Source organism: Candidatus Poriferisodalis sp., assembly GCF_965205175.1.
GTDB lineage: Bacteria > Actinomycetota > Acidimicrobiia > Acidimicrobiales > Poriferisodalaceae > Poriferisodalis.
In genome coordinates this window covers 1260982-1277152 of record NZ_OZ242038.1, presented here as the reverse complement: position 1 = coordinate 1277152, position 16171 = coordinate 1260982, and the positions used below count along the sequence as shown (strand labels likewise).

The following is a 16171-nucleotide window of genomic DNA, read 5'->3' as shown; positions in this document are numbered from 1 at the left end:
CGACTACTCCGCCCACGCCTTGATCTGAGAGATCACTTCGAGCGGCTGCTCGGTCTCCGGCGGGATCGAGATGTCCAAGTAGGACACGCCGACGGAGCGGTACACTTCGATCCGCTCCTGCACCCGCTCGGGATCGCCGGTCAGGCTGGCCCGGTCGACGTAATCGTCGGGCACAGCGGCGAAGGCTTCGTCTCGCTTTCCGCTCAAGAACAGGTCTTGTATCTTCTCGGCCTCGTCCACGTAGCCGTAGCGCTTGAACAGGTCGTTGTAGAAGTTCTTGTTGCGAGCGCCCATGCCGCCCACGTAGAAGCCCACGTTGTCGCGCACGCCCTTGCGGACCGCATCGACCATGGGGCCCGAACCCGTTGCCACGGTGCCGCCTGCCACGATCTGCAGGTCGGCAAGCTCGTCGCTCCTGCGGGCGCGGCCCGCTGCCAGCGAGTCGCCCCACACGTCGTTGAACTTCTCGGGCAGGAAGTGAATGGGCTGCCAGACGTCAGCCAGCTCAGCAGTCAGCTCGACATTGCGCGGGCCGATCGATGCGACGGCAATCGGGATGTCCCGACGAAACGGCTTGGCCATCAGCTTGAGCGGCTTGCCCAGGCCCGTTCCGCCGTCATAGGGCAGGCTCACGGCGCGGCCCTCGTGGACGACGCGGTCGCCCGACCAGATTTTGCGGCAGATCTCGATCACGTCACGCGTACGGCCGAGCGGTTTGCTGAAGGGCACGCCGTGCCAGCCCTCGATGACCTGCGGCCCCGACGTTCCCAGCCCGAGGATGAACCGGCCTTCAGACAGTGTGTCAATGGTCATCGCTGTCTGGGCCAAGATGGCCGGGCTGCGCGAGTACACCGGCAATATGCCGGTCATCAGCTGGACACGCTCGGTCTTGGCGGCCACGAACGCCAGCGTCGACACGAGGTCGAAGCCGTAGATCTCGCCGCCCCAGATCATGTCGACGCCTGCTGCTTCGAGGTCAGCGACGTGCCGGCTCAGACGTTCGGGCTGCAAGCTGGCACCCGCTCCGATGGCCATGGATATTTTCATGGTGACTCTCTGACGTGTTCGCCGCTACTGATCAGCTACTGGCCACAGGCCGCGAGTCCGACGCAATTCCGCGCCAACGGTGCCTTGGCTGTAGGCCCTTTGAAGGCATTTGGCTTCGGCGCACACGAGCGCGACCAAGCTCCCTCAGCACCACTCAGTGGACATCCCAGCATTCGACTCGGTCGTCCTCGCTGCGGATGCCGCACATGTAGCCATAACCGCCTGCCAGCTGCTCAAACCCTACGGTGGTCGGATTCCTCATCGGTTGCCGCCACGAACTACTGGCCCAGCAATACACAGAGCCGTCGACGCGGATTGCACACGCGTGATGACTGCCCGAGGCAATGTGCGAGAACTTGCCTGCCGGGGAGCCGAGGTTCCGCCAGCAATGGATGGTGCCGTCCTGACGAATTCCGCAGGAATGGTATCCGAGCGACACTTCGCTGAACTTGTGCTGTCTTCCGGGTGAAACGGATGCACCTGGTTTCCACTCAGACCAGCACGTCACCGAGCCGTCAGTCCGGGTTCCGCATGCGTGATAGCTTCCCAAATCGACGGATGAGAAGGTTCCCGACGGCGGCGACAACTGACCAGAAGAATTGTCCCCCCAACAGACGATCGCTTTGTCAGAATTGCGAATCGCGCACGCAAAGTCCGCGCCCGCTGACACATCTCTGTATCTTCCAGCGGGAGGATCGGTGATGCCGGCGCCCCAGCAGCGAAGTGTTTTGTTGCGGCGTATACCACAAGTGAAGTATGCACCGGCGTCTATGGCGGTGAACCTTCCGGACGGCGGATTCAACCGCTCCTCGTCCGCCGCACCATCACCCCAACAGATGACTCTGCCATTGAAGCGAAGTCCGCACAGATGGGAACGGCCCGAGGTGATCTCGCGGAACTTGTTCGTAGGTACGTCCGGCTTGCCGCTGTGCCGAATTCCCCAGCACTGCAAGCCATTGTCGCTCCTGACTGCACAATGATAGCCGATGTGCGATGAGATTGACTTATAGGTGCTGGTCTTCGATGAGTACCGGTCTATGGGTGCGCCGCTTGACTGCCAGCATCCGATGGTATTGTCCAGTCGAATCGCGCACACACCAAGGTAACCTACCGATGCACGCTTGAATGTGCCTGCGGGTGCAGTCACCGATATATTTGCAGCAGGCCGCTGAAACGGTGCACTGTTGACCCAGCAGGTCATCGTGTCGTCCGTGCGTATGGCGCAGGTACTGTGCGGACCCGAGGTGACGCTCTTGAAGGTGCCCGCCGGCACCGGTGTCCACAGCGGCAGTCGGTGGTCGCCGCCCCAGCACAGCAGTGTGTCGTCGGTCTTGATGGCGCAGGTGTGGTGACCGCCGGCTGAAACTGCCTTGAATCGCAGCTCAGGATACGGCGAGTTGGCTTGCCGATAGTAGTTGTGGCCCCAACACACCAGCGAGTCATTGGCTCTGATGCCGCACGTGTGCGTGCCACCGGCCGATACCGCTTTGAATGCTCCCGAGGGCGGGTTGGACTGCCAGTATCGGTTTGATCCCCAGCACTGGATATTGCTGTCGCTGGTGCGAATGGCGCACGAATGCCCAGCGTGCCGATGACGGTACGAATAATGTCCGACAAACGTCCATTCTGCGCCGCCCGTCGTGATGGCCTTGAACGTTCCTGACGGCGGGTTGCTTTCTCCCCACGCGTTGTCTCCCCAGCACTGGACGGTGCCGTTGACACGCAACGCGCAGGCGTGGGCGTAGCTCGCGCTGTAGTCGACGTACTGCCTTGACTGCGGAATCGTCGTGGTGGTGGTCGAAGTTGTGGTCGTCGAGGTGGTGGTCGAGGTAGTGGTCGTCGAAGTCGAAGTCGTGGTGGGCGGCGTCGTTGTGGTAGTGGTAGTCGTGGACGTCGTCGTTGTCGTCGTCGTAGTGGTGGTGGTGGTCGTAGTGGTGGTCGTGGGCGGGACCGTCGTTGTGGTGGTGGTCGTGGCGAGCGGATTGCCGCCGTCTTGGCCGTCGCCGTCGTCTTTGTCGCCGCCGTCCTTGTCGCTGTCGTCCTCGCCGTCGTCGTTCTTTTCGCCGCCGTCCTTGTCGCCGCCGTCCTTGTCGTCCCCGTCCTTGTCGCCGTCGTCGTCTGAATTGTCGTCTTCGGGCGGTTCAGCGGGATCGGCCGGGTCGGGCTTGGCAGCCACCGGCTTCTTGGCGCCTACCGCCCTGAACTTGGCCTTCGCTTCAGCGCCCCACCGCTTGCAGGCATCGGAGTACGCGTAGACCTGCACCCGGTACTTCGCGCCCGAAACCAAGCTGTCCAGCTCCAACGAGCTGCCCGGGAACACCACGCCCTCCTGTGCGACCGTGTCACCCGCGCTGTCGTACACGTACATCCAGTAATTCGATGTCGCGCAATCCGATGCCTTCTTGCCTGCCTTGCCGCGTGCCCACGACAGCGACGCCGCACCGTCGCTGGCCGTCACCTCCAGCGTCACCGGCGCGTCCACCGACACCGCAGGCTCTCCCTCCGCTGCCGAGGCACCGGGCGACGCCACAGCATGCAGCACACCGACCGCCAGCACCGCCGCCGCCAGAGCCGACATCCTGCGCCGCCGCGCCCGCCGGCCAGCCGAACCCAACACACCGGACCTGCGCCCAAACTCGTCCATAGCTGCCTCACCAACCCTTCTTCGCTGCCGCCGAAGCCAGCGGCGGGAAGTTATCGCCCGCCGGCCAGCTCAACTACCACCCCGACCCTACTCGCACCCCACCTAGCCTCAAGACCACCCGCACGGAGGCGCATCTGATGGCAGACCGCAAGTCGTTCTGGGCATGGTGCCTGGAATCCGAAGAACCCACCAACGCCGAACGCATCGCGCTGGCTGCCAAGCTGTCGGCACAGTACGGCACCGACATCACGGCCAAGCCTGTGCCGTCGCTAGACGACGCCGACTTGCGCCGGCCGCGTATCGCGATCCCCGACTCCGTAGCCGCATGGTGCTCGGTGAGCACCTACGACCGGGCTCGCTACGCCTACGGCGCCCACTTCACCGAGCGCGTCCGCGCGTTCAATCTCGACGTTCCGAACCCGCCCGACGTCGTGGCGCACCCTCGCGATGAAGCCGAGGTCGAGGCCACCCTCGAGTGGTGCGACACGAACAGCTACGTCACCGTGCCCTACGGCGGCGGCTCCTCGGTGGTCTGGGGCCTCACGCCGCCCGAGGACCGCGGCCCAACCGTGGTGATCTCGCTAGACCGGCTGGACCAAGTGCTCGAGATCGACGACGTGTCGCGGGCTGCGCGCATCCAGGCGGGCGTGTTCGGCCCGCACCTCGAGAACCAGCTGCGGCCCAGCGGCCACACGCTGCGTCACTTCCCGCAGTCATTCCGCTTCTCCACGCTCGGCGGCTGGATCGCGACCCGCTCGGGCGGCCACTACGCCACCAACCACACCCACATCGACGAGTTCGTGGAGTCGATCCGGATGATCACGCCGTCGGGTTGGTGGGAGTCGCGCCGGCTGCCCGGATCCGGCGCAGGGCCCAGCCCAGACCGCATGGTGATCGGATCGGAGGGCATCTACGGCGTCATCACCGAAGCATGGATGCGCATCCAGAAGCGTCCGACGTTCCGAGCCACGGCCGGCATCACGTTCCCGTCGTGGGAAACGGGCTGCGAAGCCGTGCGACACCTCGCTCAGGCCAAGCTGTGGCCGGCCAACCTGCGGATCCTGGATCCGGCTGAAGCCGAGCGGGCAGCGGGCATGGACGGCCAGCACGCATTGGTCATCGTATCGTTCGAATCGGCCGAGCTGACACAGCGTCACAACATCGCCCAAGCCGTCGACATCGCCCGCGAGTGCGGCGGTCACGTGCCCGACGACGAGATCCAGGTCGACGACGGGACTGGCGCCCCCACCGGACGGGGCGGCGCTGTCGGAGCTTGGCGCAGTGCGTTCATCGGCGTCGGCAACGGCGTGGAGACGTCGCTCGGCCTCGTCAACGACACGTTCGAGACCGCGATCACCTGGGACCGGTGGCCGGAGTTCGACGCGACGGTGCGCGAACAGGTGGGCGCGGTGCTGGCCGACGTGTTCGGTGAGCACCATTCGCTGTCGTGCAGGTTCACACACGTCTACACCGACGGCCCGGCGCCGTACTACACGTGGTCCGGCATGGGCACCCAAGGCGGCGAGATCGAGCAGTGGCAAGCCGTCAAGGACGCCGCCAACGAAGCGCTGGTGTCCGCGGGCGGCACCGCCACCCACCACCACGCTGTCGGCCGGATGCACCGCCCCGCCGCCTACGACCGTCAGCGTCCGGAGCTGTTTGCCGAAGCCGTGCGGGCCGTCAAGCAGCGTCTCGACCCCAACGGCATCCTCAACCCGGGTGTGCTCATCGACCCCTGAGCGCCGACCTCACGTCTGCGGCCCGCCTAGTGTCTCGGGCCATGGAATGGGGAATCACTCTGCCGCACTTGGGGCGCGTCGGCACTCGCGACGGGCTCATGACGTTCGCTTCGGAAGTCGACCGGCTCGGCTTCGCCTCGGGCTGGGCGTCCGATCACGTCTGCTGGCCGGCCGAGCTGGCGTCGAAGTATCCGTACTCCGATGACGGCTCGTTCCCGGCGCCGCCCAAGACGGGCTGGCTCGACCCGATCGGCACGCTGCAGTTCGTTGCGGCGGTCACCGAGCGGCTGCGGCTCGGCTTCAGCGTGCTGATCCTGCCGTATCGTCCACCGGTCGAGACGGCGAAGCGTCTCGCCACCATCGACGTGCTGTCGAACGGCCGGCTCATCTTGGGCGTGGGCGTGGGATGGATGCGCGAAGAGGCAGAGGTGCTGGGCATGCCGTGGGATCGTCGCGGCGCACGCTCCGACGAGCAGCTCGAAGTGTTCCGAACCCTGTTCAGCGAGCACGACCCCAGCTTCGACGGGGACTTCTACTCGTTCCCCGCAGTCGGATTCGAGCCCAAGCCGGTGCAGGACCCGGTGCCGGTGTGGGTGGGCGGCAACTCGGCCGCTGCCTACCGGCGTGTGGCACGGCACGGGCACGGCTTCCACGCGGCGTTCGAGACGATCGGCGACGTGGTGTCAGGCTGGCGACAAGTGGGCGCTGCGTGCGACGCCATGGGCCGGGACCGCAGCGAGATCACGCTGTCGCTGCGCTACTACCTCGACCCGGCATCGGCCATGAAGCCCGAGGTGTCGATCGCCGGCAGCGCCGAGCAGATGATCGACGGCGTCGGGCATGTCGCGGACGCGGGCGTGACGCATCTCGTGCTCGACCCGGTCGTGCGCGGAGGCATCGAGGGCCGCCTCGACGCACTGCGGGCGTTCATGGCCGACGTAGCCCCTCACTTCGCATAGACACTTCGCGCGTCGGCACTTCGCGTGCGCCGCCGCTCAACGGCAGACTCTGGCGGTGCTGTGGGCTTCCTCGCTCGCCAAGTCGCATCCGCCACGGCGGCTGTTCGCCGATGTCAGCGTGCAGCTGTCTCCGGGTCGGCGCGTGGCGCTCGTCGGAGGCAACGGCGTCGGCAAGACAACATTGCTGGAGATCCTGGCCGGCGTCAGTGAGGCGGACGAGGGCGAGGTCCATCGCCGCAACGGGCTGACCGTCGGCTACCTGCCCCAAGAGCTCGACGAGATCACCGAGGGCACCGTGCTCGAGGCGACACTGGCCGGCGCAGGGAACATCACCGCCATGACGGCTGAGCTTCGAGCGCTGGAGGCGCGGCTGGCCGAGGTCGAGGCTGCGGACTACCACAGCGTGCTCGCCCGCTACGGCGAGCTGGAAGCCCGCTTTCGTCAGATCGGCGGCTACGGCTTCGAAGCGGAGGCGCATCGGGTGCTCGCCGGCCTGGGCTTCGCCCCCGATGACGCTCAACGCCGCGTCGGGCAGCTGTCGGGCGGCTGGCGAATGCGGGTCGCTCTCGCCCAGCTGCTGCTGGCAAAGCCGGACGTCCTGCTGGCTGACGAGCCCACCAACCACCTCGACGTGGATTCCGTGGCTTGGCTGGAGGATCAGCTGGCCGCTTGGGAAGGCGGGCTGCTGTTCGTCAGCCATGACCGCGACTTCATCGACGCGGTCGCCAACCGGGTCATCGAGATGGACGGCACTGGCGCACACGAGTACGTCGGCGGATTCGCCGAGTTCGTCGCAGCCCGCCAAGAGCGAATTGCCGCCGCCGAAGCCGCTGCGGCACAGCAGGCACGCCGGCGGGCGCACACCGAACGGTTCATCGAGCGCTTCCGCTACAAGGCCACCAAGGCCCGCCAGGTGCAGAGCCGGATCAAGGCGCTGTCCAAGCTCGAGACCGAGGCACCCCCGGCCCCGCGGGTACTCGCGGCCCGATTCGGCTTCGGCGCGCCCCGACGCTCGTCGCGGGTCGTCGTGGAGCTGGTCGATGCAACCCTCGGCTACCCAGACGGCGACGAACCCGTGCTCGAAGCTGTGGACTTGGTCATCGAGCGCGGCGCGAAGATCGGCGTGGTCGGGCCGAACGGCGCCGGCAAGACGACGCTGCTGCGGGTGCTGCAGGGCGAGCTGGGAATCCTGCGTGGCGAGCTGCACCGAGGACGCAACGTGGACATGGCCACCTTCGCTCAGCACCTCGCCGAGGTCATGGACCCCCGACGTTCAGTGGCCCAGGAATTCACTGCGTCGGTCGGCGACCAGCCGGGGCGCAACGTGCGCACGATGCTTGGCGGATTCGGTTTCCCCGGCGACGCCGCGGACCGCAAGGTGGCCGACCTGTCAGGCGGCGAGCGAACGCGCCTGGCGCTGGCGATCACCATGGCCAATCCCGTCAACCTGCTGGTGCTCGACGAGCCCACCAACCACCTCGACCTGCCGAGCTGCGACATGCTGGAGGACGCGCTGTCGGTGTATCCGGGCACGGTGCTGCTCGTGACCCACGACCGCCATCTCATCCGCAGCGTGGCCGATTCGCTGATCGTGGTGCGAGACGGCACAGCCGCCCACCACCCCGGCGTGGACGAGAGCCTGCTGCGGCCGCCCGGGATGAGCACGAGACGAACTGCCGGCGGCACCACCGCCCCGGTCACCGACAGCCGACGCGACAACAGCGGAACTCACGACAGCCGACGTGACGACAACTCGGGCGCCGAAGCAAAGGCGCCGACATCACGCGCTGCGGCAGCCGAGCGTCGTCGGGCGGGGGCCGAGCAGCGCCAAGCTGCCCGCGGCGCGACCGCGGACCTGCGCCGGAAGCTCGCAGCGGCCGAACGTGCCTGGGAGAACGCCGAGCACCGTGTGGCAGAGCTGCAGGCGCTGCTCGGAGAGCCGACAACCTACGAAGACCCAGAGCACGCTCGCCAGGTTGCGAGCGACTACGACGCTGCCAAATCCGAGGCAATGCGTCATATGTCCGACTGCGAGGCGTTGCAGCGCCGCATCGACCGCCTCAACCTCAGCGCCTGAGCAGCTCGACGCACGCGCCGGCGTCACTCGGTTCGCCTCTGCGATTGAACGTTCACGTTGCCCGTTCACCGCGCGACAACCTGCCACGGTGCCGCTACCTGCCGTTCGCGGTCGCGATGTCCCATGGTCACCTGCGGGCGGTACGTTCCATTCCGTGCGAATTCTGGTGACCAACGACGACGGCATCGAATCGGAGGGGCTGCGGGTCCTTGCCGGTGCCATGACCGCTCACGGCGATGTGGTCGTCGTTGCGCCGGACTCGGAGTACTCGGGCGCCGGCGCCGCCATCGGCCCGCTGCACTTGATGGACCCGCAGGTACACCAGGTGAGCTTCGACGGCATCGCCGACGCCTGGGCGGTCTCGGGCGCACCGGCGCTGTGCGTGATGTTCGCGCGGCTGGGCGCATTCGGCCCGGTGGACGTGGTCGTGTCCGGCATCAACCCCGGCGCGAACGTCGGCCGGTCGGTGTACCACTCCGGCACCGTCGGCGCGGTGCTGACCGGTCGCAACGGTGGTATCCCGGGCTTGGCCGTGAGCCAGACCGTGGAAGGGTTCGGCGTGGAGGGCCAGGGCTGGGAAGAGGCCATCGCGAACCAACGGTGGCATGCCGCGGCGGAAGTGGCGAGCACGGTGCTCAGCGGCTTGCTGGGCGACGAGCATGACTCGCCGTGGGCTGTGAACCTCAACGTGCCCAATCTCGACGTTGCAGACATGAAGGGCTGGCGGTTCACCGACGTGGGCACGTTGCCGCCGCGTTCGATCACCTCAGCGAGCTTGGTGCCGCATCCCGACAATGCCGAGGCGTTCAAGGTGACGATGCAGTGGGGCGACGCCGTCGACATGCCGGCCGACGTCGACACCGGCGCCGTCATGGACGACTACGTATCGGTGACGTTCCTGTCGCGTCTGGTGGCTCTGCCTGCGAAGGCCGACTCGAAGCTCGCCGCTTGCCTCGACGGTCTGTTCTGATCTTCTGCTCGGTGATCAGAACGCGCTCAGCCTGAGCGTCGCGGCAATCAGGCGGTGAGGCGCCGCGTCACGCTGAAGTTCCGCATCAGCATCACCGCCGCTGCGATGCCCAGCGCCACTGCCGCCCACGCTCCCCAGCTCGCCAAGTCGGCGTAAGAGCGGTGCTCGACCGCCAGGCCCGAGCTCACGCCCGCAGCGGCTCCGAGCGCCGTCATCAGCACGTCCGCGGTGGCCTGCACGCTGATTCGGCGCTCCAGCGGAAACGACGACGTCAGCAGCGAGCTGGCTGCTACCACGCAGCAGCTCCAGCCGACGCCGACGAGGAACAGACCCGTCAACAGCCCGGTGGCGTGCGCTGCATCGGTTCTGGCGGCCGTCACCGCTCCGACGGCAAGCACTGCCGCGCCCAGAATGATGACGAGCTGACCGCCCACACGGTCCACCAGCCAGCCCACATACGGCGAGAACGCGAACATCCCGGCGATGTGCAGCGACAGCATGATGCCGATGACCAGTGCGCTCTGGTCTCCTTGCGACATGTGAATCGGCGACACCGTCATCACCCCCACCATGACGGCTTGCCCCATCATCATGCCGATGAGGGCGATCGAGCCGACCGGATGAGCCAGAATGCGTCCCGCCTCGGCCAAGCTCGGCAACTGGACGCCTGTGGCGCCCGCATCGGAAGCCACCACATGCAGCGGATCGGGACGCAGGCGGCGAAAGATGTTGGCTGCGGCCGCTACGAAGAGCCCCAGCGCCAGTGCATAGGGAACCGCGAAACCGCTCAATCCGTCGGTGCCGGCGAACATGGCCTTCAGGCCGAGCGCAACGGTGGGTCCCAGCACCGAGCCGACCGTGCTGGCCCACAGGACCAAGCTGATCGAACGGGCACGGTTCTCATCGGTGGCCAAGTCCGCGCCTGCGTACCGGGACGCCAGATTGGCCGCCTGGCCCGTGCCCACCAGCACCATGCCGGCCACGAGCAGCGAGTAGCGGCCTGCGAAGGCTGACAGCATCGCCAAGGTGGCGCCTGCTGCCCCGACGACATAGCCAACGCCGAGGCCCATGCGGCGGCCGCGTCGAGCCATGAGCGCGGCCAGCGGGATGCCGGCGAGGGTGCCGCCGATGCTGAGGCACACAGCAGCCAGCGAGGCCTTCGTCTCGCTTCCGGTCATCTGATCTGCCAGAAGGGTCGACGCCGAGAACGAGGCCGTCATCGCCAGCCCGCCCGGAATGACGCCGATCTGCAGCACGCCGATGGTGCGCCGAGCGAGTTCGTCTCGCTCGGGCGTGCCCGGAAGGTACGCCGCGGCGCCGCCGTCGCTCGCCGACACTCGCTGCACCATCTCCCTCGCCTCCCGTCGGCGTCGTGAATCGGCACCCGGGCCGCCAGCGAACGCTAACGCGAGGCACCGCCGCGTGCCCGGATGAGCGGCGTGCCCGGATGACCTGCCGCACGTCACTCGCGGCATGGCATCCGCCACAATTGGCCAGCCGCCATCCACCGACCGCAGGGGGGACGAGATGCGCGACGTCGCTGGACGTGTGGTCATGATCAGCGGGGCGAATCGCGGCATCGGCGAGGCCATCGCCGCTGCGCTGCACGCCGACGGCTGGACGCTGTCGCTGGGCGCGCGCAACGTGGAGTCGCTGGCTGCGTCGGCTGCCCGCTATCGAACCGACCTGCCCGCCGGCAGCGGTTCGCACCGAGGTGCCGAGCGGCGCGGCGCCGGCACAGGCGATGCCGGCGCGAGCGCTGCCGGTCGCAGCGGCGACGGTGCCGGGGCGCCAGTGACGCTGCACCGCTACGACGCCACCGACCTCGACGCTGCGGAGCGCTGGACCGCCGAGACGATGGCTGCGCATGGCCGGATCGACTGCCTCGTGAACAACGCCGGCGTCGCCTACACCGACGCCTTGGAGGAACTGTCCGAAGCAGTGCTGGACGAGATGTGGGAGGTCAATGCGAAGGGTCCGTTCCGCATGTTGCGCGCCACGCTCGACCAACTGCGCCGTAGCGGCGAGGGCCGCATCGTGAACGTGATCTCGATGTCGGGCAAGCGAGTGCGCGGCACCTTCGCCCCCGGCTATGCGATGAGCAAGCACGCCGCGATGGCGCTGCACCACTCGGTGCGACACTCGACCTTCGCCGACGGGATCCGGTGTACCGCCGTGTGCCCGGGCTACGTGCGCACGGACATGACGTCTGACTTCGGGGTGGATCCGGCGATCATGATCGATGCCGGCGACTTGGCCCAGTGCCTCGCCACGATCCTGCGATTGCCGAACACGGCGTCGGTGGCGGAGCTGCTCGTGAGCACCGAGCCCGAGACCATCGCCTGAGCGCTCCTCAGCGGGCCGTGGCGATTGCACGGCGCCACAGGCCGGCGACGCTCAGGTCTGACGCGCCGACCGGTCGGCGCGTCGTCGGCCGGCGTTACGGGCTGCCAGCCGACGGCGACGGTCGGTGAAGGCGGCACGGGCTTCGTCGCTGCCGTCGTGCCACGTGCCGAACCACTTGTCCATCGGCACCAGGGTCGTGCCGTAGTTGCAGTCGAAGTACCGGTGGTGCAGCGTGTGGAAACGGTCGCCCCCGGCCACGGTGCGCCCGCCCGCTACGAGGTAGCGGTCGAACCCGGAGTGCGACGGCGCCGGCGACAGCAGCAGGTAGGTGAGCGTCAGCGTGACCAGGTACGGGTTGGCGGGAATCAACAGGAACATCAGCGGTGCGGAGAGATACAGCAGATGCTCGAGCGGGTGCATCGACACGCCCGACCACGGGCCGATGTTGACGTTGCGATGATGCAGCGAGTGCGCCCAGCGGTACAGACGCGGGGTGTGCAGCAGCCGGTGGTTGGCGTAGAAGTGCACCGAGACGAGCGGGAACATCGCCAGCGTCAACGCTGCGGCGTAGGCGAGAGTGCCGAGGCTGCCGCGAACCGGCACCGTCGGCAGCAGGTCGTTGGCGTACAGCCACAGCATCGACGACTCATACAGCGCCGCCACTGCGCATGCGCTCGCCAGGGACCAGAAGACGTTGTCGCGGGTCTGGTTGCGGAACAGGAACGGACGCCGACCCACCGAGAGCCATCGCTCGTCGTACTTGTGCTGTGTGCCCTGGCTGCGTCGGACATACAGCCACCAGTGCAGGCCTCCCACGATCACGACCATGAGGACGACATTGCGCAGGTACACCAGCACGACTGCCCACGCAGCAGGGCTTGCGAAGCGGTCGAGCGGCGGTGTCAGCCAGAGCCATGCCGCAGCGCCGACCACGATCCACAGCCCGTTCTGCCACCAGAGGAAGGTGGTGGCGAGCCAGCGCGCCATCGCGAGCGGGCGAGGCGGCCGCTCGTACAGCGGCGGGAGCACGACCTCCCCGATCCCCACGATGCCCAGTGTATGCCCGCGCTGTGTGGGAGCCGGACACACGAACACACCTAGCGTCGGAGTCATGGACGGCGCCGGCGGAGAACCGATGTCGAAGACCGGTTGGCGACGCTGGGTCCGCGACCACCGACCGCCGGTCACCGCAGAGACCGCTGCCGCCGTCGTGGAGGGCCTCGAAACGTTCGTCGAGGCATTCGATGCTGCGGCTGACGCTGCCGCGGGCGCCGGTCTGATCCTCTTCTACCGCGCACAGCCGGGCGAACTGTCGCTGGACCGCCTTGCCGACGCCGTCGGCTGGCAGCGGTTTGCGGTGACTCGCACCCCGGCGCTGGGCCCGCTCACGCTGCACCCGGCGATCGGCGCGATGGAACGGCATCGCTTCGGCTTCCCGCAGCCGATTGCCGACGCGTTGGAGCTGAAGCCTCGGCACATCGTGCTGGCGCTGGTGCCCGGCCTGGCGTTCGACCGCCGCGGCACGCGGCTCGGCCGCGGCGCCGGGTACTTCGACGAGCTGTTGGCCCGGCTGCCCCGCCACTGCCCTCGCATCGGCGTGACCATGCGCTCGCAGGTGCTGGACGTGCTGCCCGTCGAGCCTCACGATGTGCCGATGACCCACCTCGCCACCGAGGACGGCGTCACCGCTGTCGCTGCCAACACCGCGGGTGGCAACGGCTGAAGCCGGCCCTCACTCGGGCGGCACTTCGAGGTCGGGCCGAGCCTCTGGCTGCCCTATGGCGCCGGGGTCGCCGTGGGCCAGCCGGGGACGCCTGCGTCGCGTTCGACGCCGAGGCTGTTCAGCAAGCCGCTCACCATTCGATAACAGCCCGCCGCCGCAACCAGATGCACCATCTCCGCCCCGCTGAACCAGCGAACAGCCTCAGCCCAGGTCGCGTCGCTGACGCAGTCGTCGCTGTACAGGTCGTCCACCACCTGCAACAACGCCGCCTCCGCCGCCGTCCAGCGCCCCTCGACAATCGGACGAGTGACCAGATAGATCTCCTCGGCGGACATCACCTCGGCCCGAGCGATGAGCGTGTGCTGGCCGAACTCGTACACCGACTGGCAGTTCCAGCCCATCCGCAGCACCGCGATCTCCACGTTCCGACGCGACAGATCCCCCTCGAACAAGACCACTCGGGCGAACTCGCCGAACGCCCGCGACACCGCCCGGCTGTGCGCAAGCGTCGCGATGACGTTCACAGCGTTCGCGAACGAACCCTCCATCACCACACGAGCCCGCTCGGCGACCTTGCCGATCGGCGCCAAACGCGGCACAGCAGGGCGAGACAGATGCATGAGCGAACAGTCCTCCCGTCAGCTCCCAGACTGTAGGGCAACCGCGCACCACGCCGCAGCCGAACGCTCCGGGCATCACCGCGCAGCTAGCGCATGCACGACGGTCGCGTCAGCGCTGCGCGCGCAGCCTCGATTGCCGGTCGGCGCCAGCAGCCCTGGAGATGGTCGTTGACGATGCCTGCGGCCTGCATCAGCGCGTAGCACGTGGTCGGGCCGACGAAACGCCAGCCCAAGCGTCGCAGCGCTTGGCTGAGCGCTGTCGACTCGGGCGTGGTCGGCATCGCAGCGAGCGACTCGTCGTCGACGATGGCGGGCCGAGCCGCAGGCGTTGGCTCGAAGGACCAGAAGAAGGCCGCCAGGCTGCCGTGCGCAGCGATGGTCTCGAGGGCAGCGGCGGCGTTGTTGATCGTCGCCTCGATCTTGCCGCGATGTCGCACGATGCCTGCATCTGCGAGCAGCCGCTCCACGTCGGCCTGGCCGAAGCGGGCCACAGTCTCGATGTCGAACCCGCGAAACGCGGAGCGGAAGTTCTCGCGCTTGCGCAGGATCGTCAGCCACGACAAGCCTGCCTGGAAGCCCTCCAAGCACATCCGCTCGTACAGGGCGACGTCGTCGGTCACGGGCAGGCCCCACTCGGTGTCGTGGTACGCCGCGTAGTCGTCGTGACCCTCGCCCCACGAGCACGCCAGCGTGCCGTCCGCGCGGCGGCGCAGGCCACATGGCACATCCGTCGGCCCGCTCATGGCGTCACGCTACGTTCGTAGGCCGGGCTCGTAGGCTGGGCCGTCGTGCGGCACCGGCCTGATCGGCTGTTCCTGCTGACCGGGTGCGCCCAAGGATTTGCGCTGGCCTGGGGACTGCCGGCGGTGGTGTGGTGGGTGGTGGAGCTGACGCTGCGCCCGCTCCAGCTCGTGCTGTTGGGGACTGCACTGGTGGTCACGATCCTGCTGGCCGAAGTTCCCACGGGCGTCGTTGCCGACCTGTACAGCCGCAAGGGCGCCGTGGTCGCCGCGTATGCCGTCATGGGTGCAGCGATGACGCTGGCGCCGATCACGGAGACCTTCGCGGTGCTGCTGGTGTGGCAGGTGCTGTGGGGCGTCGGCTGGACGCTGCAGAGCGGCGCTTCCACAGCCTGGATGACCGACGAGCTGGCCGTGGCCTCCCGCGTGACCGACCAGCTCATCGTGCGGCACGCCATGTGGCGGTCCGTCGGCGTCATGGCAGGCATCGTCGCGGCAGGCGCGACGGGCATCTGGTCGCTGCGAGGATCGATGGCGCTGATGGGCTGCATCACGCTGCTGATCGCCGCATTCTTGGCAGTTGCCATGGGCGAAACCGGCTTCCGGTCGGCCCGCCGCCGCGCCGCATCGGGCCAGCCGGCGGTCTCCAGCACCGGCCTGTGGCGGGACGCGGTCGGCTTGTGGACACAAGGCGCACGGCTGGTTCGCCGGCGTCCCACCCTGCTCGCCGTCGTGCTGGCGGCGGCACTGGCCGGCGCGGCATCCGAAGGCATCGAACGACTGGACGTGCTGCGCTTGGTACAGCTCGGAATGGCCGAGTTCAGCGGCGCGGAGGCGGTGGTGTTCTTCGGTGCCGTCTGGTTCGTGATGGCCGCCATGGCCATCCCGGCAATGGCGTGGCTGGCCCGCCGCATCGACACGCAGCACGGCGGCCGCGATGCACGCCGGACCGGCGCGCGGCTGCTGGCCCGCCTGCTCGTCATCACCGGCATCGGCACCCTCGCTCTGGCCGTCGGCCCGTCGTTCGCGGTGGCTCTGGGCGGCTGGGCAGTGCTGGACGTGGCGGGCGAGATGACCTACCCGCTGGCAGAGGCCATGGCCAATCGCGACGCGCCTTCCGCCGTGCGAGCGACGGTCATCTCCTTCTTGGGTCAGGCAGAAGCAGTGGGCGAGGTGCTGGGCGGCTTGGCGCTGGGGGCGGCAGCGCAGCTCGTCTCTGTGCCGACGGCCTTGGCCATCGCGGCGGGTGCGTTCTTGGTCTCGGCAAGCCCGGTCGCCTGGGTGGCTAGGCGCTCGGCTCGGTGAG

At 67.9% G+C, this 16171-nt stretch carries 13 protein-coding genes; 7 read left to right on the top strand and 6 right to left on the bottom strand.

What is annotated here, in order from left to right; translation table 11 throughout:
• Positions 1–3: 3 nt before the first annotated feature.
• The gene (locus tag ACOGI4_RS05640; RefSeq protein ID WP_419842947.1) at positions 4–1035 is read right to left on the bottom strand and encodes an LLM class F420-dependent oxidoreductase; all 1032 of its coding nucleotides are present in this window, start codon (positions 1033–1035) and stop codon (positions 4–6) included.
• 166 nt (positions 1036–1201) lie between these two features.
• Positions 1202–3691 (bottom strand): hypothetical protein, encoded by a 2490-nt coding sequence (locus tag ACOGI4_RS05635; RefSeq protein WP_419842946.1) that lies wholly within the window; start codon positions 3689–3691, stop codon positions 1202–1204.
• 137 nt (positions 3692–3828) lie between these two features.
• Between ACOGI4_RS05635 and ACOGI4_RS05630 the strand changes: the two genes are divergently transcribed.
• From ACOGI4_RS05630 to surE, 4 genes are all read left to right on the top strand, one after another.
• On the top strand, positions 3829–5430 hold the full coding sequence (locus tag ACOGI4_RS05630) for an FAD-binding oxidoreductase (RefSeq protein ID WP_419842945.1): 1602 nt from the start codon (positions 3829–3831) through the stop codon (positions 5428–5430).
• 41 nt (positions 5431–5471) lie between these two features.
• On the top strand, positions 5472–6389 hold the full coding sequence (locus tag ACOGI4_RS05625; protein ID WP_419842944.1) for an LLM class F420-dependent oxidoreductase: 918 nt from the start codon (positions 5472–5474) through the stop codon (positions 6387–6389).
• Between the two features lie 55 nt (positions 6390–6444).
• A complete protein-coding gene (locus ACOGI4_RS05620) occupies positions 6445–8466 on the top strand; it encodes an ABC-F family ATP-binding cassette domain-containing protein (protein WP_419842943.1) in 2022 nt (673 codons plus the stop codon).
• Between the two features lie 154 nt (positions 8467–8620).
• Entirely contained in the window at positions 8621–9436 is an 816-nt protein-coding gene (gene surE, locus ACOGI4_RS05615) for a 5'/3'-nucleotidase SurE (RefSeq protein ID WP_419842942.1), read from the top strand.
• Positions 9437–9483: 47 nt separating this feature from the next.
• On the opposite strand, the gene ACOGI4_RS05610 is transcribed toward surE, so the two are convergent.
• A complete protein-coding gene (locus tag ACOGI4_RS05610) occupies positions 9484–10773 on the bottom strand; it encodes an MFS transporter (protein ID WP_419842941.1) in 1290 nt (429 codons plus the stop codon).
• Between the two features lie 190 nt (positions 10774–10963).
• Here ACOGI4_RS05610 and ACOGI4_RS05605 point away from each other — a divergent pair, with 190 nt between their 5' ends.
• Positions 10964–11782, top strand: coding sequence for an SDR family oxidoreductase (locus tag ACOGI4_RS05605; RefSeq protein WP_419842940.1), 819 nt, complete (start codon positions 10964–10966; stop codon positions 11780–11782).
• Between the two features lie 51 nt (positions 11783–11833).
• Here the strand turns inward: ACOGI4_RS05605 and ACOGI4_RS05600 are convergent, their stop codons facing one another.
• Positions 11834–12829, bottom strand: a complete 996-nt coding sequence (locus ACOGI4_RS05600; RefSeq protein ID WP_419842939.1) for a sterol desaturase family protein — start codon at positions 12827–12829, stop codon at positions 11834–11836.
• Positions 12830–12917: 88 nt separating this feature from the next.
• Here ACOGI4_RS05600 and ACOGI4_RS05595 point away from each other — a divergent pair, with 88 nt between their 5' ends.
• A complete protein-coding gene (locus tag ACOGI4_RS05595; protein WP_419842938.1) occupies positions 12918–13505 on the top strand; it encodes a 5-formyltetrahydrofolate cyclo-ligase in 588 nt (195 codons plus the stop codon).
• A gap of 53 nt (positions 13506–13558) precedes the next feature.
• Here ACOGI4_RS05595 and ACOGI4_RS05590 read toward each other — a convergent pair whose 3' ends face one another.
• Positions 13559–14125, bottom strand: a complete 567-nt coding sequence (locus ACOGI4_RS05590) for a carboxymuconolactone decarboxylase family protein (protein WP_419842937.1) — start codon at positions 14123–14125, stop codon at positions 13559–13561.
• Positions 14126–14211: 86 nt separating this feature from the next.
• Positions 14212–14868 carry a DNA-3-methyladenine glycosylase I gene (locus tag ACOGI4_RS05585; protein ID WP_419842936.1) on the bottom strand — a complete coding sequence of 219 codons (657 nt, stop codon included), beginning with the start codon at positions 14866–14868 and terminating at the stop codon, positions 14212–14214.
• 45 nt (positions 14869–14913) lie between these two features.
• On the opposite strand from ACOGI4_RS05585, the gene ACOGI4_RS05580 reads away from it, so the two are divergent.
• On the top strand, positions 14914–16170 hold the full coding sequence (locus ACOGI4_RS05580) for a hypothetical protein (RefSeq protein ID WP_419842935.1): 1257 nt from the start codon (positions 14914–14916) through the stop codon (positions 16168–16170).
• The last annotated feature ends 1 nt before the right edge of the window (position 16171 follow it).

Excerpts from the sequence above, each read along its gene's own strand:
- ACOGI4_RS05605 (WP_419842940.1), top strand. The coding sequence starts at position 10,964 with ATGCGCGACGTCGCTGGACGTGTGGTCATGATCAGCGGGGCGAATCGC.
- ACOGI4_RS05595 (WP_419842938.1), top strand. The coding sequence starts at position 12,918 with ATGTCGAAGACCGGTTGGCGACGCTGGGTCCGCGACCACCGACCGCCG.
- ACOGI4_RS05640 (WP_419842947.1), bottom strand. The coding sequence starts at position 1,035 with ATGGCCATCGGAGCGGGTGCCAGCTTGCAGCCCGAACGTCTGAGCCGG.
- ACOGI4_RS05625 (WP_419842944.1), top strand. The coding sequence starts at position 5,472 with ATGGAATGGGGAATCACTCTGCCGCACTTGGGGCGCGTCGGCACTCGC.
- ACOGI4_RS05585 (WP_419842936.1), bottom strand. The coding sequence starts at position 14,868 with ATGAGCGGGCCGACGGATGTGCCATGTGGCCTGCGCCGCCGCGCGGAC.
- ACOGI4_RS05635 (WP_419842946.1), bottom strand. The coding sequence starts at position 3,691 with ATGGACGAGTTTGGGCGCAGGTCCGGTGTGTTGGGTTCGGCTGGCCGG.
- ACOGI4_RS05590 (WP_419842937.1), bottom strand. The coding sequence starts at position 14,125 with ATGCATCTGTCTCGCCCTGCTGTGCCGCGTTTGGCGCCGATCGGCAAG.
- ACOGI4_RS05630 (WP_419842945.1), top strand. The coding sequence starts at position 3,829 with ATGGCAGACCGCAAGTCGTTCTGGGCATGGTGCCTGGAATCCGAAGAA.